The sequence below is a fragment of the Gordonia namibiensis NBRC 108229 genome (genome assembly GCF_000298235.1).
GTDB lineage: Bacteria > Actinomycetota > Actinomycetes > Mycobacteriales > Mycobacteriaceae > Gordonia > Gordonia namibiensis.
The window spans coordinates 18,878-39,697 of the sequence record NZ_BAHE01000007.1 but is presented as its reverse complement, the minus strand read 5'-3'; the positions used below and the strand labels follow the sequence as shown (position 1 = coordinate 39,697).

At 67.8% G+C, this 20,820-nt stretch carries 19 protein-coding genes; 9 read left to right on the top strand and 10 right to left on the bottom strand.

Translation table 11 applies throughout. The annotated features are described in order from the left end of the window. From hsaB to GONAM_RS03430, 5 genes are all read left to right on the top strand, one after another. Positions 1-573: a 3-hydroxy-9,10-secoandrosta-1,3,5(10)-triene-9,17-dione monooxygenase reductase subunit gene (gene hsaB, locus GONAM_RS03450; RefSeq protein ID WP_006865385.1), complete on the top strand. Its 573-nt coding sequence runs from the start codon at positions 1-3 to the stop codon at positions 571-573. Beyond that, positions 570-1,766: a hypothetical protein gene (locus tag GONAM_RS03445; RefSeq protein WP_006865384.1), complete on the top strand. Its 1,197-nt coding sequence runs from the start codon at positions 570-572 to the stop codon at positions 1,764-1,766. The genes hsaB and GONAM_RS03445 overlap by 4 nt, the downstream gene beginning before the upstream one ends. Further along, positions 1,763-2,554, top strand: a complete 792-nt coding sequence (locus GONAM_RS03440) for an SDR family oxidoreductase (protein WP_006865383.1) — start codon at positions 1,763-1,765, stop codon at positions 2,552-2,554. The genes GONAM_RS03445 and GONAM_RS03440 overlap by 4 nt, the downstream gene beginning before the upstream one ends. Continuing rightward, positions 2,547-3,689 carry a sulfotransferase family protein gene (locus GONAM_RS03435; RefSeq protein ID WP_006865382.1) on the top strand — a complete coding sequence of 381 codons (1,143 nt, stop codon included), beginning with the start codon at positions 2,547-2,549 and terminating at the stop codon, positions 3,687-3,689. The genes GONAM_RS03440 and GONAM_RS03435 overlap by 8 nt, the downstream gene beginning before the upstream one ends. A gap of 956 nt (positions 3,690-4,645) precedes the next feature. Next, on the top strand, positions 4,646-5,272 hold the full coding sequence (locus GONAM_RS03430; RefSeq protein ID WP_006865381.1) for a TMEM175 family protein: 627 nt from the start codon (positions 4,646-4,648) through the stop codon (positions 5,270-5,272). Between the two features lie 9 nt (positions 5,273-5,281). Here GONAM_RS03430 and GONAM_RS03425 read toward each other — a convergent pair whose 3' ends face one another. The 7 genes from GONAM_RS03425 to GONAM_RS03395 all read right to left on the bottom strand — a co-directional run bounded on the left by GONAM_RS03425 (position 5,282) and on the right by GONAM_RS03395 (position 11,651). Continuing rightward, positions 5,282-6,379, bottom strand: a complete 1,098-nt coding sequence (locus GONAM_RS03425; protein ID WP_006865380.1) for an acyl-CoA dehydrogenase family protein — start codon at positions 6,377-6,379, stop codon at positions 5,282-5,284. Further along, complete coding sequence (locus GONAM_RS03420) at positions 6,376-7,344, bottom strand: acyl-CoA dehydrogenase family protein (RefSeq protein ID WP_006865379.1); 969 nt, start codon at positions 7,342-7,344, stop codon at positions 6,376-6,378. The genes GONAM_RS03425 and GONAM_RS03420 overlap by 4 nt, the downstream gene beginning before the upstream one ends. A gap of 6 nt (positions 7,345-7,350) precedes the next feature. Next, positions 7,351-8,517: an acyl-CoA dehydrogenase family protein gene (locus GONAM_RS03415; protein ID WP_006865378.1), complete on the bottom strand. Its 1,167-nt coding sequence runs from the start codon at positions 8,515-8,517 to the stop codon at positions 7,351-7,353. Between the two features lies 1 nt (position 8,518). Further along, the gene (locus GONAM_RS03410; RefSeq protein WP_006865377.1) at positions 8,519-9,433 is read right to left on the bottom strand and encodes an enoyl-CoA hydratase; all 915 of its coding nucleotides are present in this window, start codon (positions 9,431-9,433) and stop codon (positions 8,519-8,521) included. A 47-nt stretch (positions 9,434-9,480) separates the two neighbouring features. After that, on the bottom strand, positions 9,481-9,951 hold the full coding sequence (locus GONAM_RS03405) for a hypothetical protein (protein ID WP_006865376.1): 471 nt from the start codon (positions 9,949-9,951) through the stop codon (positions 9,481-9,483). A gap of 80 nt (positions 9,952-10,031) precedes the next feature. Next, positions 10,032-10,643, bottom strand: a complete 612-nt coding sequence (locus tag GONAM_RS03400) for a dihydrofolate reductase family protein (RefSeq protein WP_006865375.1) — start codon at positions 10,641-10,643, stop codon at positions 10,032-10,034. Positions 10,644-10,727: 84 nt separating this feature from the next. Beyond that, positions 10,728-11,651: an IclR family transcriptional regulator gene (locus GONAM_RS03395; RefSeq protein ID WP_006865374.1), complete on the bottom strand. Its 924-nt coding sequence runs from the start codon at positions 11,649-11,651 to the stop codon at positions 10,728-10,730. 51 nt (positions 11,652-11,702) lie between these two features. On the opposite strand from GONAM_RS03395, the gene cysD reads away from it, so the two are divergent. The 3 genes from cysD to GONAM_RS03380 all read left to right on the top strand — a co-directional run bounded on the left by cysD (position 11,703) and on the right by GONAM_RS03380 (position 15,404). Continuing rightward, positions 11,703-12,674, top strand: coding sequence for a sulfate adenylyltransferase subunit CysD (gene cysD / locus GONAM_RS03390; protein WP_006865373.1), 972 nt, complete (start codon positions 11,703-11,705; stop codon positions 12,672-12,674). Continuing rightward, entirely contained in the window at positions 12,674-14,536 is a 1,863-nt protein-coding gene (gene cysC / locus GONAM_RS03385; protein ID WP_006865372.1) for an adenylyl-sulfate kinase, read from the top strand. The genes cysD and cysC overlap by 1 nt, the downstream gene beginning before the upstream one ends. An 88-nt stretch (positions 14,537-14,624) precedes the next feature. After that, positions 14,625-15,404: a 3'(2'),5'-bisphosphate nucleotidase CysQ gene (locus GONAM_RS03380; protein ID WP_006865371.1), complete on the top strand. Its 780-nt coding sequence runs from the start codon at positions 14,625-14,627 to the stop codon at positions 15,402-15,404. Positions 15,405-15,441: 37 nt separating this feature from the next. Here GONAM_RS03380 and GONAM_RS03375 read toward each other — a convergent pair whose 3' ends face one another. The 3 genes from GONAM_RS03375 to eccA all read right to left on the bottom strand — a co-directional run bounded on the left by GONAM_RS03375 (position 15,442) and on the right by eccA (position 18,307). Beyond that, complete coding sequence (locus GONAM_RS03375; protein WP_006865370.1) at positions 15,442-15,981, bottom strand: hypothetical protein; 540 nt, start codon at positions 15,979-15,981, stop codon at positions 15,442-15,444. Between the two features lie 14 nt (positions 15,982-15,995). Beyond that, the gene (locus tag GONAM_RS03370) at positions 15,996-16,430 is read right to left on the bottom strand and encodes a hypothetical protein (RefSeq protein WP_006865369.1); all 435 of its coding nucleotides are present in this window, start codon (positions 16,428-16,430) and stop codon (positions 15,996-15,998) included. A 92-nt stretch (positions 16,431-16,522) separates the two neighbouring features. Next, positions 16,523-18,307, bottom strand: coding sequence for a type VII secretion AAA-ATPase EccA (gene eccA, locus GONAM_RS03365; RefSeq protein WP_006865368.1), 1,785 nt, complete (start codon positions 18,305-18,307; stop codon positions 16,523-16,525). 208 nt (positions 18,308-18,515) lie between these two features. Here eccA and purL point away from each other — a divergent pair, with 208 nt between their 5' ends. Then, positions 18,516-20,810 (top strand): phosphoribosylformylglycinamidine synthase subunit PurL, encoded by a 2,295-nt coding sequence (gene purL, locus GONAM_RS03360; RefSeq protein WP_217997542.1) that lies wholly within the window; start codon positions 18,516-18,518, stop codon positions 20,808-20,810. Positions 20,811-20,820 lie beyond the last annotated feature (10 nt).

Here is a 20,820-nt window from a genome sequence, read left to right as displayed (position 1 = left end):
ATGGCCCAGACGCCCTACGGGTCCGCGGAGTTCGACTCCCGGCAGTTCCGTACCGCGATGGGTCAGTTCTGCACCGGCGTCACGGTCATCACGACCGTCGACGACGACGGCAAACCCGTCGGCTTCGCCTGTCAGTCGTTCGCCGCGCTGTCCCTCGACCCGCCGCTGGTGCTGTTCTGCCCGATGAAGACCTCCCGGAGCTGGAAGGTCATCGAGAAGACCGGCAAGTTCTGCGTCAACGTCCTGTCCAACCGACAGCAGGACGTGAGCGCTGCCTTCGGCGCCCCGGGCGACGACAAGTTCGCCAACATCACCTGGGACCCGTCGCCGGCCGGACTGCCGGTGATCCGGCATGCGCTGACCTGGGTCGAATGCGACGTCGAACGGGTCACCGACGGTGGCGATCACCACATCGTCATCGGCCGAGCCCTCACGCTCGGCGAAGTGCTGCAGGACAAGCCGTTGCTCTTCTACCGCGGCGGCTACCTGTCGACCGAACATCCGCGGGTGACGCCGGCACAGGCCGAACTCGAGAACTTCCTGACCTGGACGGGCGGAGACACCTGGCTATGAGCTCGCGCGAGATCGCTGTACCGCAGGACCTGACCAAGCCCCTGACCGATGCGATCGCCGAGGCCGAGAAGCTGGTCGCCTCGGCGGAGTTCGCCGAGACCGAGCAGGATCTCGCCGAGGGATACGACTATCTGGCGGGCAGCATCGCCGCGATCATCCAGCTGGTTCGCGGCCGGTCGTTGTCACATCCGAACTTCGTGACCTCGACCGGACCGTCGACCAAGATGGGTCTCGACAACCCGGACACGCTGTACTACCACGCCGACGTCGAACCGACCGGGACCTACGTGGTCCGCGGACGCCGCGGCACCACAACCGATCTCAGCTTCCAGGTGCTGCGCGGCGACTACACGCCGTCCGCGGTGCCCGGGGGCGAGGACGCCTTCGACGACCGTCGCCTGACCATCGCCGACGACGGCACGTTCGAGCTGACCTTCGGGCCGGCGATCGCCGATCCGCCCGACAACTACTTCGCCCTCGGTGAGGGCGCGTCGATGCTCGCGGTCCGTGAGGTGTACTCCGACTGGACCGAGCGCAAGGGTTCGATCACCATCGAGCGCGTCGACACCGTCGGCACCGCGCCGGCGGAAGCCGATCTCGCACGCGTCGCACGCAGGTATGCGACCGCGGGCAAGATGCTGACGGCGCGCATCAACACCTGGTTCAACTTCCCCAAGTGGTTCTATCTCGACGAACCGGTCAACACGTTCACCCCGCCCCGCCAGACACCTGGCGGACTCAGCACGCAGTTCTCGTCGGTGGGTCACTACCGGTTGGGGCCCGACGAGGCGATGGTCATCACCATCCCGAAATCCGACGCGCCCTATCAGGGATTCCAGCTCGGGAGCATGTGGTACATCTCGCTCGACTACGTCAACCACCAGACCAGCCTCAATTCGGCTCAGGCGCAGGTCGATCCGGACGGCATGATCCGGATGGTCGTGTCCCACCGCGATCCCGGCGTCGCCAACTGGATCGAGACGACCGGCCGGGAGAAGGGCATCCTGCAGTTCCGCTGGCAGCGCAGCGACTCGCCCATCGGTCCGGAACTCGGCCCCACGGCAACGGTTGTCGCCATCGACGAGGTGGCCGCCCACCTGCCGCACTTCGAACACAACAAGATCGACGCCGCCGGTTGGTCCGACCGGATCGCCGCGCGGCAGCGCGCGTTCGCCGAGAGGATGCTGGGATGAGTTCTGGAGCGGGTCTGCTCGACGACAAGGTGGTCGTCGTATCGGGCGTGGGTCCCGGGTTGGGGCGCTCGATCTGCCTGCGTGCCGCTGCCCAGGGTGCCCGGGTCGTCCTCGCGGCCCGCACCGAGTCGCGCCTGAAAGAGGTTGCCGCCGAGGTCGATGCGGCAGGCGGGACCAGCCTCGTCGTGCCGACCGACATCACCGACGACGCCGCCGTCGACAATCTGGTCGCCACCACGCTTGCCGAGTTCGGTAGCGCGGATGTCCTGGTCAACAACGCCTTCGCCCTACCGTCGATGAAACCGCTCGGGCGCACCGACTTCGACCAGATCACCAGCAGCATCGAGGTCACCGTCGTCGGGACACTGCGCGTCATCAAGTCGTTCACCGACTCGCTCGCCGAGTCGAACGGATCGATCGTGAACATCAACTCGATGGTCATCCGGCACTCCGAACCGCGGTACGGCAGCTACAAGATCGCCAAGTCGGCGCTGCTGGCCATGTCGCAGACGCTGGCGTCGGAGCTGGGGGATCGCGGTATCCGGATCAATTCGGTGGCGCCCGGTTACATCTGGGACGACCAGCTCAAATGGTACTTCGGCGAGGTCGCCAAGAAGTACGGGATCACGCCCGAGCAGGTCTACGAGCAGACCGCGTCGAAGTCCGATCTCAAACGTCTGCCCGAGCCGGACGAGATCGCCGACGCCGTGATGTTCCTCGCCTCGCCGATGGCCCGGGCGATCACCGGGCACACCCTGGACGTGAATTGCGGTGAATACCATGACTAGTGCAGCGCGTACCGACGTCGGGACCATCGAGGACCTGCATGCTTCGGCCACCCGGGCCACCGGCCTCGAGGACTTCGGCGACACCGATTACCTCGAGCCACTGGGTCTCCTGCTCGACTCCTACCGGTCCGAGGCCGGACTCACCGAGCTCGGCAGCAAGATGTTCCGGTTCTTCCTCAAAGGCGCACTCGTCGCCCGGTTGCTGAGTGAGGCGTCGTGGAAGGCGAACCCCGAGCACGCCGGGGTCGAGATCACCCGGCCCATCTTCGTGACCGGTCTGCCGCGCACGGGAACCACTGCGTTGCACCGGCTCCTGGCCGCCGACCCAGACCACCAGGGCCTCGAGATGTGGCTCGCGGAGTTCCCGCAGCCGCGGCCGCCGCGGGACACGTGGGCCGACAACCCGGTGTACCGGCAAATCCAGGCCGGCTTCGAGCAGCACCACGTCGAGAACCCGGAGTTCATGGGTCTGCACTACATGGACGCGGGCGAGGTCGAGGAATGCTGGCAGTTGTTGCGGCAGAGCGTCACCTCGATCTCCTACGAGTCGCTCGCCCACATCCCGTCCTACTCGCGCTGGCTGGCGCAACAGGACTGGACGCCTGCGTATCTGAGGCATCGAAAGAATCTGCAGCTGATCGGGTTGAACGACCCGGATAAGCGGTGGGTGCTCAAGAACCCGAGCCACCTGTTCGCGCTCGACGCCCTGATGGCCGCCTACCCCGATGCGCTGGTCATCCAGACCCACCGCGCCCCGTCGACCATCATCGCGTCGATGTGCAGCCTCGCCGAGCACGCCACCCCCGGCTGGTCGACGACCTTCACCGGTGCCCAGATCGGACAGGACCAGCTGGAACTGTGGTCGCGCGGGTTGCGCGAGTTCTCCCGCGCCCGGGAGACGTACGACCCCGCCCAGTTCCTCGACATCGACTTCGCCGACCTCCGCTCGGACCCGATGGGCACCGTCGAACGTGTCTATGCCGCGCTCGACACCCCCATGTCCGACGCTGCCCGCGCGGCGGTGACCGCCCTCGACGAGGAGAGCAGGTCCGGTGCGCGGAAGCCGCAGCACCGCTACCAGCTGTCCGACTACGGACTGGACGAGGCGACGGTCGCGGCGGCGTTCGGGGAGTAGCGGGCGCCGCGCGGTTCCCGCGGGTATGTCTCCGTCCCGCCGATGTGTTTCCTTCCCGCGGGTCAGATCTGGCCAGCGGATGGGAAATATCCACGCGGTAAACGAAAGTCGATTCGGGCGGCTGCCCTCTATCTGTTCCTTGCACTGGTCATAGGTCTGTCCGGTCTTACCCATGCACGTTTCGGTATGGGCTTCACTGCCGTAGTCGCTTCCCGGGGGGCACTATGTCCGTCGTCGGCGGTGTGTACGTCGGATTTGGAGCGACTCCAGGTGAGGTGTACCAAACGTACGCGTCGGTGTACTCGCGCCGAGCGCAGTAGAGTGTCGCCCCTTCAGCGGTCATCGCAGTCGCTCCGGGCGTCCCGCAGTAGTCTCCGAGAAAGACTGGGGGTGACTCCGGTTCAGGGACAGGCAGGCGACCACGAATACCAGATGTCGTGACCCCTTTGCAGTTTCCGTTTCGTCTGGCGGTGCACTTCGTGCCTGATCCTGCACCTATACCCAGATGGCGAGGCTTACATTCAAGAATCGACCAATTGCGACGGCACTCGAGCACTCGCAGGGTCCCTTGGCTGAGTGCGAATCGAGCGAATTCGCGCTCGCGTGTTTCCTTCCCGCCTGCGTGACTCCTTCCAGCGGGTCAGATCTAGCTAGCGGGAGGGAGACAGCACAGCGGGGAGTAAACAGTCACGCGGGAACGAAGTCGATCGGATGGTCAGGGTAAGGCGCTCCGGCGCAACCACTTGGCGTACCTGTCGGCACTCAAGGGGGCGTCGGTCATGTCAGCTACGGTCCGTAGCGGCGGCCAGTCACTTCACCCTGTCATCGATCTAGGCCGATCACCACTCCGGCTGAACTCGCGTCGCGCTCACGGACTCCGTTCGCGCTCACGAATTCCGCGTGAGCGCGAACGGAAACAGTGAGCGCAACTGAGCGGCGGGTTCTACATTCAACCCATGGCCGAACCGGAGAATCGGAAGTCGGAAGAAGGTCTGAGCCGGCTGATCGCGTTCGCGGACGCGGTGGTGGCGATCGCGCTCACGCTGCTGGTGCTCCCGCTCGTCGACATCGCGAACGACCTGCGTGAGGAGACCTCGGTGGCGGAGGTGATCTCCGACCACTCGCTCGAGCTCACGAGCTTCTTCGTGAGCTTCGTCGTCATCTGGATCCTGTGGCGTCAACACCACCAGACGATGGAGTACTTCCGTTCCTACGACTCGGTCCTGATCAACCTAACCTTCGTCTGGCTGCTGACCGTCGTGATCCTGCCGTTCGCCACGGCGATGATCGACGACAGCCGGGTCGAATGGGGGACCACCTTCTACATCGGGGTGCTCGCGGCCTCGGTGGCCGCGCTCGTCGGCATCGCCCAGTGGGGACACCGGCATCCGGACCTGCTTGCCGACGACGAGGCCACCCGACGCTGGACGAAGGCGTCCGGCGGCTGGGGAACCCTGTTGGCCCTGGCGATCGCACTGATCATCACGCTGGTGTTCCCCGAAACCGGGAACTGGCCGATCCTGCTGCTGGTCCTCACCGAGCCGATCGAACGGGTGCTGGACCGACTCCGCAACCGAGACTGAAAGCCGGAGTCAGCGCAGGCGCGCGGCGGCTTCGGCGACCGCGAGATGCGGGGCGCCCAGCAACTGCGACGACGCCTGCGCGCGTTTGAAGTACAGCTGGATGTCGTGCTCCCAGGTGATGCCGATGCCGCCGTGCAACTGGATGGCCTCGCCGGTGATGCGCCGGTAGGCATCCGAGCAGTACACATGGGCGGCGAGAGCCAGGTCGGATGCCTCGGGATCGTCGACGGCGACCGCGGCGACCGCTGCACGAGAGATCGAACGAGCGGTCTCGACGAGCACGTACATGTCGGCCATACGGTGCTTGAGCGCCTGGAACGAGCCGATGGTGCGGCCGAACTGCTTGCGTGACTTGGTGTACTCGACGGTGAGGTCGAGGGCGCGCTGGGCGCCGCCGACCTGCTCGGCGGAGAGCAGGGCCCACCCCAGCGTCCGCAGGCGTGCGGCGAGGTCGGCAGGTGCGGGGATCGCGGTGGACGCGACCTCGTCGAACCGCACCGAGGCCAGCGCACGCGTCGGATCGAGGAGCGGCATCGGAGAAACGGTGACGCCGGCGGCATCGGCGGCGACCGAGTGCAACGTGACCGGTTCACCGGGACCCGACGCCAACACCAGGAAGGTGTCCGCGGATTCGGCATCGACGACGAAATGCGCGGTGCCGGACAGCAAGCCGGCGTCGGCGCGCACGCCCGGGGTCTCCCAGCCGCGTTCGCCGGCCCAGCACAACGCGGCCGTCTGCTCTCCGGCGGCCAGCGCGGGGAGCAGCTGCGACGCGGTGTCGTCGTCCTGCGCCAGCAGGATCGCACCGGTCGCCAGCACCGACGACCCGAAGGCGGGCACCGGACTCAGGGTCGCGCCGAGTTCTTCGAGCACAGCGGCCGATTCGGCCCACGACGCCCCGGCGCCGCCGGCGTCCTCGGGGATGGGGAGCGCCGCGACACCGATCTCGGTGCACAGCGTCTCCCACAGGCCCCGGTCGACGCGGCCGGGCGAGGCCATGGCCTTGCGCACCGAGGCGGTGTCACCGCGGCGTCGTAGGAGGTCGCGCACCGCCTCGGCCAGTGCCTCACGTTCCTCGGCGGAGATCGCGAGAGTCTCGGTGGTCACAGTGTCTCCAGGATGCGTCGACGATGTACCGCGGGCGAGCCCCAGGCGGACAGGAGCGCGCGGGTCTTGGTGATGTACAGCGAGATGTCGTGTTCGGCGGTGTAACCGATCGCACCGAGCACCTGCAGCGAGCGGCGGGCCGACAGGTGTGCGGCGTCGGCCGCCGCGACCTTGGCCGCCGAGACATCTCGCGACACGTTGGTGCCCTCGGGTACCTGGCCGTCGATGCCCAGCGCCGCGGCGTGGACCAGGGGGCGGGCCATCTCGAGTGCGATGGCCACATCGGCGAGGTGGTGCTTCACGGCCTGGAAGGAACCGATCGGCCGACCGAACTGCTTGCGGGACTGCGCATACTCGCTGGCGAGGCCGAGCATCGCCTGACCGAGTCCGAGGAGTTCGGCGGCGGTGGCGAGTGCGCCGGCGTCGACGGCGTCGGACGGGTCGACCCCGGTGGCCAGGGTCTTGTCCGGAGCCACCCGCGACAGTGTGCGAGTGGTGTCCACCGACGGTTCGGTGCTGAGCACGGTGGCCGTCGACAGTACGCCGTCCTCGACGACGTACACGTCCGCGGACTCGACATCGGGGGCCAGCGGCTGCAGCGGGGCGATGGCGCAGGTTGCCAGCCGTCCCTCGGCGAGATCCTGCAGGGGGCCGTTCACGTCGGCGTCGCGCAGCAGGATCGGCAGAACGGCAACGCTTTCCACGATCGGCCCGGGTGCGCAGTGACGTCCGAGCTGTTCGACGGCGACGACCATCTCGACGGCGCCGGCACTGCTGCCGCCGTGGGATTCGTCGATGAGGAGACCACTGATCCCGGCGTCGGCGAGCTGGGAGTAGACCTTGGTCACCGCGGCCCGGTCACCGGCCGCCCATGCTCGCGCCGCGGCGGGCATGTCGGCTTTGCCGAGCATGGCGTCGACGGTGGCGGCGAGGTCCGTGTGGATGTCGGAGAGTTGGAAGTCCATGTGGTATCAGCGATCTCCGCGAGGAAGGCCGAGGAGTCGCTCGGCGATGACATTGCGTTGGATCTCGTTGGTGCCGGCGTAGATCGGGCCGGACAGGGAGAACAGGTAGCCGTCCATCCAGGCGTCGTCGAGTTCGGCGTCCGGTCCCTGTAGATCGAGGGCGGTCTCGTGGGCGGCGATGTCCCATTGCGACCAGAAGACCTTGTTGATCGAGGACTCCATGCCGAGCTGCCCGCCTGCCGAGAGCCGGCTGACGGTGTGCCAGGTCGACAACTCGTAGGCACGTGCCCCGATCCAGGCGTCGGCGACCCGCGCATCGGTGTTGGCCGTCGAGGGCACCTCGTTCCGCTTCGACCGCCACAGTTCGACGAGGCGGTCGGTGGTGGCGAGGAAGCGGCCCGGCGCCCGCAGCGACAGTCCGCGCTCGTTGGCGGCGGTACTCATCGCCACCTTCCAGCCGTTGTCGACCTCGCCGATGACCCCGGACTCGCCGGGGTTCGCCGGGTCGTCGGGCACGAAGACGTTCTCCAGGAACAGTTCTGCGAAACCGGCTTCACCGTCGAGCTGCGCGATGGGACGGACGGTGACGCCCTCGGCACGCAGGTCGAACATGAAGTAGGTGAGGCCCTTGTGTCGCTGGGCCTCCTTGTCGGTGCGGAAGAGGCCGAAGGCGCGGTCGGCGAAACTCGATCGGGAACTCCACGTCTTCTGCCCGTTCAGCAGCCAGCCACCGTCGGTGCGGACCGCGGTTGACCGGAGCGAGGCGAGATCGCTGCCTGCCTCCGGCTCGCTCCAGGCCTGTCCCCAGATGTCGTCGGCGCGCGCCATCCGCGGCATGATCCGTTCCAGCTGAGCGGGATTCGCATGTTCGAAGAGGGTCGGGGCGAGGAGGAAGATGCCGTTCTGGCTGACGCGGCCCGGTGCGCCCGACCGGTAGTACTCCTCCTCGAAGATCACCCAGTGGAGGAGGGGAGCGTCGCGGCCGCCGTACTCCTCGGGCCAACTGACGACGGACATGCGGTCGGCCGCCATCGTGCGCTCCCACTCACGGTGCGCCTCGAAACCCTCCGCGGTGTCCATGGACGGGAGGGGTTCGCGCGGAACGTGTTCGGCCAGCCAGGAGCGGACCTCGGCGCGGAACTGTTCGGCTGCGTCGTCGAAGAAAAGGTCCATGTCAGCTACCCGATCCCGGACCGGCGGAAGCCTTCATGGACTTGGCATCCATCCCACCGAGCGAATCGCCGCCCGACGCCTCGGCATTGGCCGAGTGCGCGAAGTGGTGCCAACCGAAGACGGAGTCCATGGAGTTGCGCAGGCCCATCTGGTCCTCGCAGATGTTGACGGCCTTCTTGCTGAGGAACAGCCCCTGCATCGGCATCGTGACCGCCTTCTCGGCGATCTCGTTCACCTTGGTCTCCAGCTGATCCCGCGGCACGACGTGGTTGACCATGCCCCAGTCGGCGGCCTGCGTGGCGGTGAATCGCTCACCGGTGAACAGGATCTCCTTGGCCCGTCTGGTGCCGAGGGCGTATGCGTGCGCGAAGTACTCGACGCCCGGGATGCCCATCCGTGCGACCGGATCGGAGAAGAACGCGTCGTCGGAGGCGACGATGAAGTCGCAGATCCAGGCCAGCATCAGTCCGCCGGCGATGCAGGCGCCGTGGACCTGGGCGATCAGTGGCTTGGGGATGTCGCGCCAGCGGCGGCACATCCCCATGTACACCTCCATCTCGCGGGCGAGACGTTGATCGGCGCCGGTCTTGTCGGTGTGGTCCCAGTGCAGGACCGCGGCGTTCTCGTAGTAGGTGTCGAAGTCGCGCTCCGGGGTGCCGATGTCATGGCCGGCCGAGAAGTGCTTGCCGTTCGCGCGCAGGACGATGACCTTCACGGACGTGTCCTCGACGGCCTTGCGGAAGGCGGCGTCGAGCGAATACGTCATGACCGAGTTCTGCGCGTTGCGGTACTCGGGACGGTTCAGTGTCACGTAGGCGACGGCACCTTCGGGGCCGCCGACCTCATAGGCGACCGGAGGGGTGTCCGGGCCGAGATCGTCGGGTCCGAGTGCGGGCGGGATGGCGGCATCACTCATGCCCACGAGCCTAACCTAGCAAGTGCTTGGTTGGTAGTGGGTGGGCCTCAGGGGACGACGATCGTCCCGCTGCAGCCCGTCGACGGCACGCTCCACAACGCATTGCGGTTCGTCGCGCCGAGGGTGACGTTGACCCGGCCCTTGCCGATCGTCTTCACCGGGATGACGAAGTAGTGGACACCCTGATATGGCGGGTTCACCCTGGTGTTGCTGACCTTCGACCCGCGCTTGCCGGTGGACAGGTTGTGCCAGTCCATCCGCAACGACGACTGGTAGCCGCCGGGGAAATAGCTGGGGAAGTCCGCGGCGATGTAGGCGTTGCCGCCGTAGGTGCTGACGATGGCGCGTCGCACCATGAACGGGAGGTCGACGATGTTCGGGCTCGGGCCGATGCAGTTGGAGACCGGGAACTCGCGTGCCGCCTCGGCTTGTCCCGTGCCGGCGAGGCCGAGTCCTGCCGCGGCCGTGATCGACAGGGCCGCCGCGGCCAGCCTGGTGAACGTCTTCGTCCGGACCATGTTCGAACTCCTCGTTGTCGTGGGAACTCTTCGGCCGGCGGCCGACTTCCGGCGATTGTCGCGAACATGGCGGGTGCTCGTCACCGAGTAGGGAAAATCGCGTCGGTCAAACGGTGGAGCTCCGGGTGGTAGACCAGCTCCATTGTCCGGCCGTCGAGCACGGTGCTGTCCAGAAGTTCGAGGTCGATGCCCTCGACGCCGCCGAAGACCGGCGCGCTGCCGTATCTGCCGGTGAGAACCGGGAAGACGGAGACGACGATGCGGTCGACGAGCCCGGCTGCCAACAGGCTGCGGTTCAGCGAGAGGCTGCCGTGCGAGCGGAGGGGCACGTCGGATTCGTCCTTGAGTTGCCGGACGATCTCGACGCCGTCACCGCTCGCGACCGTCGCGTCCGGCCACCCGCTCGTGTCGGTGATGGTCGACGACACCACGGTCGTGGGCATGTTCCGCATGGACTGCACCCACGGGTCGAAGAACTCGGAGTCCTCGTCGGCGGCCGCGGTCATCGCCACGAATTCCCGGAACGTCGTCGCGCCGAACATCATTCGGTGCGGATCGGCGAACTGTCGGGCGCGGTGGTCCAGTAGTTCCGGACCCTGTTTGCCCCAATACCCGCCCCAGTCGCCCGGTTCCTCGTAGGAGCCGAAGCCGTCGAGGCTGGTGAAGATGTCGAAGGTGTATGTCGCCGCCATCGTGGTCTCCTCTGCGGTTCTCGGAAACCGGCCGCAGGAGTTCACGGTCGGCACACAGAGGCAGACCCGGTGCCGCAGCGGAACTCATCGCAGATGCGCGGAGATCTGTTCGGCCGCTGCGCGGGTGGCGTCGGCGATCGACTGCAGATCCGCGACGTCCAGGGTCGAGTTCGGGCACGCGACCATCGCGGCGACGACCCGTCCCGTGTGGTCGAAGATCGGCGCGCCGATGGTCACCACCGGGACGCCCTCCCCGGCCCCCGCGTCGAGCTCGTCCGGGAGGTAGTCGATCACCGACAGCTCGGTCAGCAGGTCGCCGACTCGACTCCGCAGGTTTTCCGACATGGTGTCCAGGGAGTTCAGGGCGTCGATGATGGCGGCGTGGTCGTCGGTCATCCGCTCGATCGAGTAGCCGCGTTCGGCGATCACGTCGAGGATCATGCGCAGCCGGGTGCGGGTGGGTTCGGCGGCCTGGGCGATCCAGGCATCGCGTGCCTCGACCGGGTCCCAGGCGACGAACTCGCGGCAGATCGGCGGGCGGATCCGGATGCGGCTGCCGTTGCGCAGCCACGGATGCGGTTCGGAGTCGGCCGCGAGATGCGGGGGGAAGGCGTGCGCCGCGAGCGTGACGATGTCGGCCGAGGATCGGCGGGCCACGAAGAAGGGGATCGAGAAGCGTCCGCACAGGTCGTGCGCGGCGGCCGCGGCCCATCGGTCCAGGTGGTCGGCGTCCGCGGCGGCCCGTGCAAGGGTACGGAATCCGGGGCCGATCCCGTACTGCCCGGTGGCGGGGTCGCGGCTCAGCCAACCGTGTTCGGTCAATTCGGCGACGATCGCGTGTGCCGTCGCCCGCGAGAGGGAGGTCTGCCGGACAATCTCGGCGAGGGTCAGCGCCGGCTGATCCGCGCCGGCCAGCAGTTCGACGATCTGGACCACGCGCGAGGTCGGCGGCGACGCGGCACGCGACGGTTGACGCGCATCGGAGAGGTCGCCTACGGTCGGTGTCACATTGTCAACACATAGTGTCGAATATTCGACATGTCAAGGGGGTTGCGCGCGGTGACGAGCACGACCGAAGCGGACGGCGGCAGCGCCGGCGACCGGCAGGCACACCGATCCGGTCGGCACGGGTACGAGTTGTCGCATCTCGCGGCGCTCGAGGCGGAATCCGTGCACATCTTCCGGGAGGTCGCGGCGACCTTCGAGCGTCCGGTGCTGCTGTTCTCCGGGGGCAAGGACTCGGTCGTCATGTTCCACCTCGCCCGCAAGGCGTTCTGGCCCGCGCCGGTCCCGTTCCCGCTGATGCACGTCGACACCGGCCACAACTTCGACGAGGTGATCGCCTACCGCGACCGGGTGGTCGCCGAGACGGGCGTCCGGCTGATCGTGAGTTCGGTCCAGGACGACATCGACGCCGGCCGCGTCGTCGAGCAGACCGGGCCCGGCGCGAGCCGCAACCGTCTGCAGACCACGGCGCTGCTTCGTGGTATCACCGAGAACCGCTTCGACGCCGTGTTCGGCGGAGCGCGTCGCGACGAGGAGAAAGCGCGGGCCAAGGAACGGGTCTTCAGCTTCCGGGACGAGTTCGGCGCGTGGAACCCGCGGGACCAGCGTCCCGAACTGTGGCGGCTCTACAACGGACGCCACGCGAAGGGGGAGCACATCCGGGTCTTCCCGCTGTCGAACTGGACCGAACTCGACATCTGGCAGTACATCGCCGCGGAGAGCATCGACCTGCCGTCGATCTACTACGCGCACCAGCGGGAGGTGATCCCCCGCGACGGCATGCTGCTTGCGAAAACCCGCTTCCTGCAGGAACTCCCGGGTGAGGAGGTGCGCACGGAGACGGTCCGCTTCCGGACCGTCGGCGACGCCACCTGCACCGGCTGTGTCCTGTCGACCGCCGACGACGTGAGCAAGGTGATCGAGGAGATCGAGGTGACCCGGCTGACCGAACGCGGGGCCACACGCGCCGACGACCGGATCTCCGAGTCGGGCATGGAGGATCGCAAGAAGGAGGGGTACTTCTGATGAGCGGGGTCAATGCTGCCGGGGGTGCCACCGAGATGTTGCGGCTCGCGACCGCGGGTTCCGTCGACGACGGCAAGTCGACACTGATCGGCCGGTTGCTCTACGACTCGAAGGCGATCTTCACCGACCAGCTCGAGTCGATCGAGCGGACCAGTGCGGAGCGCGGTGACGAGTACGCCAACCTCGCGCTGCTGACCGACGGTCTGCGGGCCGAGCGTGAGCAGGGCATCACGATCGACGTCGCGTACCGCTATTTCGCCACTCCCAGGCGGAAATTCATCATCGCCGACACCCCGGGCCACGTGCAGTACACCCGCAACATGGTGACCGGTGCGTCGACCGCGGACCTGGCGATGATCCTCATCGACGCGCGTAAGGGTGTGCTCGAACAGACCCGGCGGCACGCGTTCCTCTCGACGCTGCTGGGGATCCCGCACCTGACGGTCTGCGTCAACAAGATGGACCTTGTCGACTGGTCACAGGAACGTTTCGACGAGATCTGCGCCGACTTCATCGATTTCGCGGCCAAGCTGAACGTCGTCGACCTGACCTTCATCCCGATGTCGGCGCTGCGCGGCGACAATGTCGTCGAACAGTCCGCCGCGATGCCGTGGTACGAGGGTCGGCCGCTGCTGAGTCATCTCGAGCACGTCTACATCGCCTCCGACCGCAACCTCATCGACGCGCGTCTGCCGGTGCAGTACGTCATCCGGCCCCAGCGCAGCGACGGCGCCGATCACCGCGCGTACGCGGGTACGGTCGCCGGCGGTGTGTTCAACAAGGGTGACGAGGTCGTCGTGCTGCCGAGCGGTTTCAGCACCACCATCACCGAGATCTGGGGGCCGGGTGGGGCCGGCGTCGACGAGGCGTTCGCATCGATGGCCGTGTCGGTCGAGCTCGCCGACGAGATCGACATCGTGCGCGGGGACATGCTCGCGCGGCCGAACAACCGGCCGTACGTCGGCCGCGACATCGACGCGATGGTCTGTTGGTTCGCCGAGGATGCAGATCTCCGCTCGCACAACCGTTATCAGCTCCTGTGCGGAACGCGACTGACCCGCGCGCAGATCACCGGCCTCAACTACCGGCTGGACGTCAACTCGCTGCACCGCGACGAGAACGCCGAGGCGTTGGCGCTCAACGAGATCGGGCGCGTGACCGTGCACACGCAGGAACCGGTCATGTTCGACTCCTACCGGCGCAACCGGGACACCGGCAGCTTCATCCTCATCGACGAGGCCACCAACCGCACCGTGGGCGCGGGCATGATCACCGCGCCGGTCAGCCACGACAGCCACATCGTCTGGCAGGCCAGCAAGGTCGCCCGCGAACACCGGGCGCACCGCGGTGCCACCATCTGGCTGACCGGACTCTCCGGGTCGGGGAAGTCGTCGCTCGCCGTCGAACTCGAACGGCGATTCGTCGCCGAGGGCCGGCCCGCCTACCTGATGGACGGCGACAACCTGCGGCACGGCCTGAACTCCGACCTGGGCTTCTCCGACGACGACCGGCGCGAGAACATCCGCCGCACCAGCGAGGTCGCGGCGCTCTTCGCCGATTCCGGTGCGGTTGCGATCGTGTCGCTGATCAGTCCGTTCGCCGAGGAGCGGCAGCGCGCCCGCGAGATCCACGCCCAACGGGGTCTGCCGTTCTACGAGATCTTCGTCGACACCCCGCTCGAGGAGTGCGAGCGCCGGGACCCGAAGGGGTTGTACGGCAAGGCCCGCCGTGGCGAGATCAGCCAGTTCACCGGTATCGACTCGCCGTATGAACGACCGGCCGACGCCGAACTCGTCATCACCCCCGAGGACGGCGCGCCCGCCGATGTCGCCGACATGGTTCTGCGTAACCTGGGACTCTAGAGACGCGGTTGGCCGGGGACGCCCCTGGGTATGCGGCGAGGGATCAGCAGAACCGACCGATCAGCAGTACCGCCAGAGAGGGAACCCCGTGACCGACGATCGAGCACTCGCAGGCGAACTGGCCACCGCGGCAGGAGAACTCCTCCTGGACATCCGCAAGACCAGCGGGTTGACCGGCAAGGAGCTGGGCAACGCCGGCGACTCGCAGTCCAACGAGTTCCTGCTGCGCAGGCTCGCCGAGGAACGACCCGACGACGCGGTGCTCTCGGAGGAATCGGCGGACGACAAGTCCCGCCTGCAGGCCGAGCGGGTCTGGATCGTCGACCCGGTGGACGGCACGCGTGAGTACGGCACCTACGAGCCGGGCGCGGGCCGCACCGATTGGGCCGTGCACGTGGCGCTGTGGTCGGCGAGCGACGGACTGATCGCCGGTGCGGTGGCACTCCCTGCACTCGGCGTGACGTACGTCGACGACGACACGGTCGTCGAACCCACCGAGGGACTGGCATCGCGCCCACGCACCGGCGTGCCCCGCGTCGTCGTCAGCTCCTCCCGTCCACCGGCTTTCGCCGACGAGGTCGCCGCCGCGGTCGGCGGTGAGCTGCTGCCGATGGGTTCGGCCGGTGCCAAGGCGATGGCGGTGGTCCGCGGAGAGGCGGACGCCTACGTGCACGCGGGTGGCCAGTACGAGTGGGATTCGGCCGCGCCGGTGGCCGTCGCCCGGGCGAAGGGGCTGTGGTGCGGACGCATCGACGGCTCGCCGCTCGTCTACAACAACGAAGACACGTACCTGCCCGACCTCGTGATCTGCCGCCCCGAATACGTCGAGTCGATCCTCACCGTCACCACGGAGGGTGCGGGCGGCTGACGAGGTCCCCCGATCGATGTGCTGGGAGGATCCGAGCTCAGTGCGTCAGCACGACCTTGACCACGACGATCACGGTGGCCACCACGGTGACCGCGGCAGCCCCGATCAGCGTCGCGCGACTGGGCCTCTCGTTGTTCAGCCGATCGATGACGAAAACCGTTCCGCCGATACGTAAGAGGATCACGATCTCCGCGGCGAGCTGCGCGGTGCGCGGATCGATCCAGCCGATCCACGCCATCGCCAGGATGAGGCACGGGACCGACGCGGAGGACAGGATCGGCACCGAGTCCCGCAGATGGTGGAGCATCGTCTTCATCGTCGGGTGGATGGCGCCCTCGTGCACTCGCCGCCCCACCGCCTCGGCGAAGACATGCGCGACGAAGGTCGACAGTGCGGTGCCGAGCAAGATCAGGATGCCGACGAAGTCGTCGTTGAGGTGCAGCGGGATGAGTGCGGCCAGGATCAGGATGTTGCCGTAGATGTAGGCGCTGATTCGCGGTGCCGCGTGCTCACGGTCCAGCGGATTGCTGCGGGAGAACAACGGGCCGTGCAGCAGTGTCCACGGGCGATCGGTCATGGACAACGAAAGTATCAGCGTGTGGGCACGAGCTCATCGATAACGTCGGCGACTTTGTCGTCGAGTCGGGTGAGGCAGACCGTCGCGGCCACGGTGGCGACCTGGTCGGCGTTCGACTTGATCCCGAGGGCTGCCACGGCGGCGGCACGCCCCTCGTCCTCGAGTGCGCGGTAGTCGCGGCAGCTCAGGGTCTTGGCATCACCGGCATCGGCGGAGCCCGTCGTCGACCGGGGTGCGTCGGTCGACGGCCGGGCGGCCGAGCTGCCGGCGATGCTCGGCGCGATCTCTTCGGTGGTCGGCGCGGGGCTCGTCAGCCCAGCCGAGGTCTGTCCCGAGGCGGTCGTCGTCGACGCGGGTTCGGCGTCGTCGGACGAGCAACCGGCCAGCGACACCGACAATGCGACAGCACCGGCGAGCAGGGCTGAACGGAACAGACGTGCGCGGGACATGACGCAACCTCTCTGGGTGTTCGGGACCGGCCGATTCGGGTCCGGCGATTCGGGTCTGGGGGTTCGACGGTACTGCCGGGGGGCGAGCGCTGCTAGCGCCTGAGTCCGGACAGCACCCCGGAGATGGCGGACCGGATGTCGTCGAGTTCGATACGCATCAGGTCGTCGGCGGACAGGGATGCGAGGTCGCCGGCGTTGCTGAGCCGGAATTCGCGTTCCTCCTCGGCCGCCTCGACGATGTTGCGGATGAAGCGACCGTTGCCGGCCAGGTCGGTGGCCCGACGCGTACCACCGTCGTGTTCGCGAACATCGTGGTAGAGCGGCGCGCACGCCAGCTCCAGCTCGGCGACCGCCTCCGGCGTGAGGACCGAATCTCGTTTGCGGGCGATGAATTCGCCGATCTGCGCGAGCTCCTGCGGGGTGTAGGAGTCGAACCGGACGCGACGGGCGAAGCGCGACGAGAGTCCGTCGTTGGCGGCGAGGAAGCGGTCGATCTCCGAGTCGTAGCCGGCGATGATGACGACCAGGCGGTCGCGGTCGTCCTCCATCCGCGCCAGGAGGGTGTCGACAGCCTCGCGGCCGAACGCGTCGCCGCCGGACAGGCCCTTCTGGATCAGGGTGTACGCCTCGTCGATGAAGAGCACGCCGTCCATGGCCGAGTCGATGAGCGCCGACGTCTTGATGGCGGTGGAGCCGAGGTGCTCGCCGACCAGGTCCCGGCGGGTCGCCTCGACGACCTTGTCGGTTTTGATGAAGCCGAGTCCGCAGTAGATCTTGGCGACGATCCGGGCGACCGTCGTCTTGCCGGTACCGGGCGGGCCGGTGAAGGCCAGGTGCAGGCTGCGTGCCGACGTCGAGAGCCCGCGGTCGGCGCGGACCCGGGCGAGGGTGGCCGCCGACTGCAGCTTCGCGACCTGCTGCTTGACCGACTCGAGGCCGATCTGCTCGCCGAGCTCGCGCTGGGCGTCGGTCACCAGCTCGTTCTCGACACCGCCGCCCGCAGCGTCCGACGGCACCAGGGTCTCGGCCCGGTCCGGCACCGAGGCGGGGTCCCAGCGGTCGGTGCGTGCGGCGATCTGCTCGGGGGTCGTGACGGCCAGGCGGACCGACGGGGACTGCAGCGCCTGCGCCGCTGCGGAGTGGGCGGGGTTGCGCGCGTAGACCTGCTCGAGCATGGCCTTTGTCTTCTCCTCATGGCCCTGCTCGCGGAGTGCCAGCGCGTAGGCGAACATCGCGCTCGTCGAGCAGGCGGCGATCGGACCGTCGATCGCGTTCTGCAGACGCCGCATACCCTCGCCGAGCATTCCCAGACTCACGCACGCCGACCCGGCCATGAAGTCGGCCGCGGCCTGCATGACCGTGTCGCCCCACCGGTCCGAGCGGGTGAGGGCGGTCAGCACGTCGGGCCACCGCTGGGTCTTGTAGTGGAGGTGGGCGCGGACGAAGTCCACGATCGGTAACCGATGGGCGGGCGGGATCTCGTCGAGCGCCTCCTCGGCGCCGGTGTAATCCGCGCCGCGGACCAGGCTGGACGCATAGGCGGCGGTGGCGTCGACCGCGGTGACCGCCGGGTAGTCGATGTACAGCCCGGTGTCCCATCGACCGGCGATGGTGCCCGGTGGAAGGCCGAGGCGTCGCTGTTCGGCACCGATCGTGGCGCGTGAGCGATACAGACCCAGCAGCACCTCATCGCTCTTGTCGCCACACGCGAGCCGCCCGATCCAGGCGTCACCGAGCGAGGGGTCCCACTCGGTTGCGCGGGTGAACGCCTTGGCTGCCTGCGCGGGATTGTTGATGGGTTCTTGACCGTCGACCGGGATGTTCAAGGACAGGACACCCAGTTCGAAGAGTGCCCTCGCCTTGCGGACATCGGCCATCTCGTCCCCCTGTGTCAACGTCGTCCCCCGCGCGGCGTCGGCGTGCCTGCACCCCCGCGCACGTCCCGCGCACTGCGCGGCTCGAGTGAACAGACTATCCCGAGACAGGCCCGATCCCCGGAACAGATCTCCCAGGGGAGGACCCGTCGAACACCTGATGGTCTGCCCCGTCGCCTCCAACCACCCGGGCCCGCCTAGACTTGTCACCGTGAGTGCCCAGGTGGATACCGTCTCAGCCGCTTCCTCGACCCCGGATCATCCGCAACCGTTCCGCGAACTCGGACTCAAGGACGACGAGTACGCGCGGATCCGCGAGATCCTGGGCCGTCGACCCACCGACGCCGAGCTCGCCATGTACTCGGTCATGTGGTCCGAGCACTGCAGCTACAAGTCGTCGAAGGTCCACCTCCGGTACTTCGGGGAGACCACCACCGAGGAGATGCGGGCCAACATGCTCGCCGGTATCGGTGAGAACGCCGGCGTCGTCGACGTGGGCGATGGATGGGCGGTGACTTTCAAGGTCGAGTCGCACAACCACCCCAGCTACGTCGAGCCCTACCAGGGCGCGGCGACCGGTGTCGGCGGCATCGTCCGCGACATCATGGCGATGGGCGCTCGCCCGATCGCGGTCATGGACCAGCTGCGCTTCGGCCCGGCAGACGCCCCCGACACCCGGCGCGTCGTCGACGGCGTGGTGCGCGGGGTGGGCGGCTACGGCAACTCCCTCGGCCTGCCCAACATCGGTGGCGAGACCGTCTTCGACGCCAGCTACGCGGGCAACCCGCTGGTCAACGCACTCTGCGCGGGCGTCCTCCGAACCGAGGACCTGCATCTGGCGTTCGCCTCGGGCACGGGCAACAAGATCATCCTGTTCGGTGCGCGCACCGGTCTCGACGGCATCGGCGGCGTCTCCGTGCTGGCGTCGGAGACCTTCGACGACGACGAGAACGCGGGCCCGAGTCGCAAGAAGCTCCCCAGCGTCCAGGTCGGCGACCCGTTCACCGAGAAGGTGCTCATCGAGTGCTGCCTCGAGCTCTACCACGCCGGACTCGTGGTGGGCATCCAGGACCTCGGCGGTGCCGGATTGTCCTGCGCCACCAGCGAACTCGCGGCCGCCGGCGACGGTGGCATGCACATCGACCTGGAGAAGGTGCCGATGCGCGCCGAGGGCATGACCCCGGCCGAGGTGCTCTCCAGCGAGTCTCAGGAACGCATGTGCGCGGTCGTCGCCCCCGAGAACGTCGACGCCTTCCTCGAGGTGTGCAAGAAGTGGGACGTGCTGGCGACCGTGATCGGCGAGGTCACCGACGGTGATCATCTGGTCATCACCTGGCACGGCGAGACCGTCGTCGACGTGCCGCCGCGCACCGTCGCCCACGATGGCCCGGTCTACGAGCGCCCCGTGGCACGTCCGGACTGGCAGGACACCGTGGTCGCCTCGACCACCGAGCCGCTGAAGCGCCCGAGCACCCCGGATCAGCTGCGCGAGACCTTGCTACAGATGCTGGCCAGCCCCGCGCTGTGCAGCCGCAAGTTCATCACCGACCAGTACGACCGCTACGTGCGCGGCAACACCGTCCTGGCCGAGCACGCCGACTCCGGCATGATCCGCATCGACGAGAAGACCGGGCGCGGAATCGCGCTGGCGACCGACGCGTCGGGCCGCTACACCTTCCTCGACCCGTACCGCGGTGCGCAGCTGGCCCTGGCCGAGGCCTACCGCAACGTCGCAGTCTCGGGTGCGACGCCCAAGGCGGTCACCAACTGCCTCAACTTCGGCTCGCCGGAGGACCCGGCGGTCATGTGGCAGTTCCAGCAGGCGGTCCGCGGACTCGCCGACGGCTGTGCGCAACTGGGCATCCCGGTCACCGGCGGCAACGTGAGCTTCTACAACCAGACCGGTGCGACCGCGATCCTCCCGACGCCGGTCATCGGTGTCCTCGGTGTGATCGACGACGTTCATCGTCGTATCCCGACGGGCTTCGGCACCGAGCCGGGCGAGACGCTGATCCTCCTCGGCGAGACCCGTGACGAGTTCGACGGCTCGATCTGGGCGCAGGTCGCCTACGACCACCTCGGTGGCGTGCCGCCGGAGGTCGACCTCGAGCGTGAGCGTCTGCTGTCGGAGATCTTGACCGCCGCGTCGCGCGACGGGTTGATCTCGGCCGCACACGATCTCAGCGAGGGCGGTCTCATCCAGACCGTCGTCGAGGCGGCGCTGGCCGGGGAGACCGGTTGCCGCGTGCTGCTGCCCGAGGACGCCGACCCCTTCGTCTGGCTGTTCTCCGAGTCCGCCGGACGCGTACTGGTCGCCGTGCCGCGCACCGAGGAGTCCCGCTTCTCGGCGATGCTCGACGCCCGCGGCATGCCGTGGACGCGCATCGGCGTGGTCGATCAGGGCAGCGACGAGGTCGAGGTCCAGGACTACTTCTCGGTGCCGCTCGCCGAGCTGCGCGAGGTGCACGAGGCGACGCTGCCGCGTCTCTTCGGCGACACCGCGTAGCAAGCCGAGT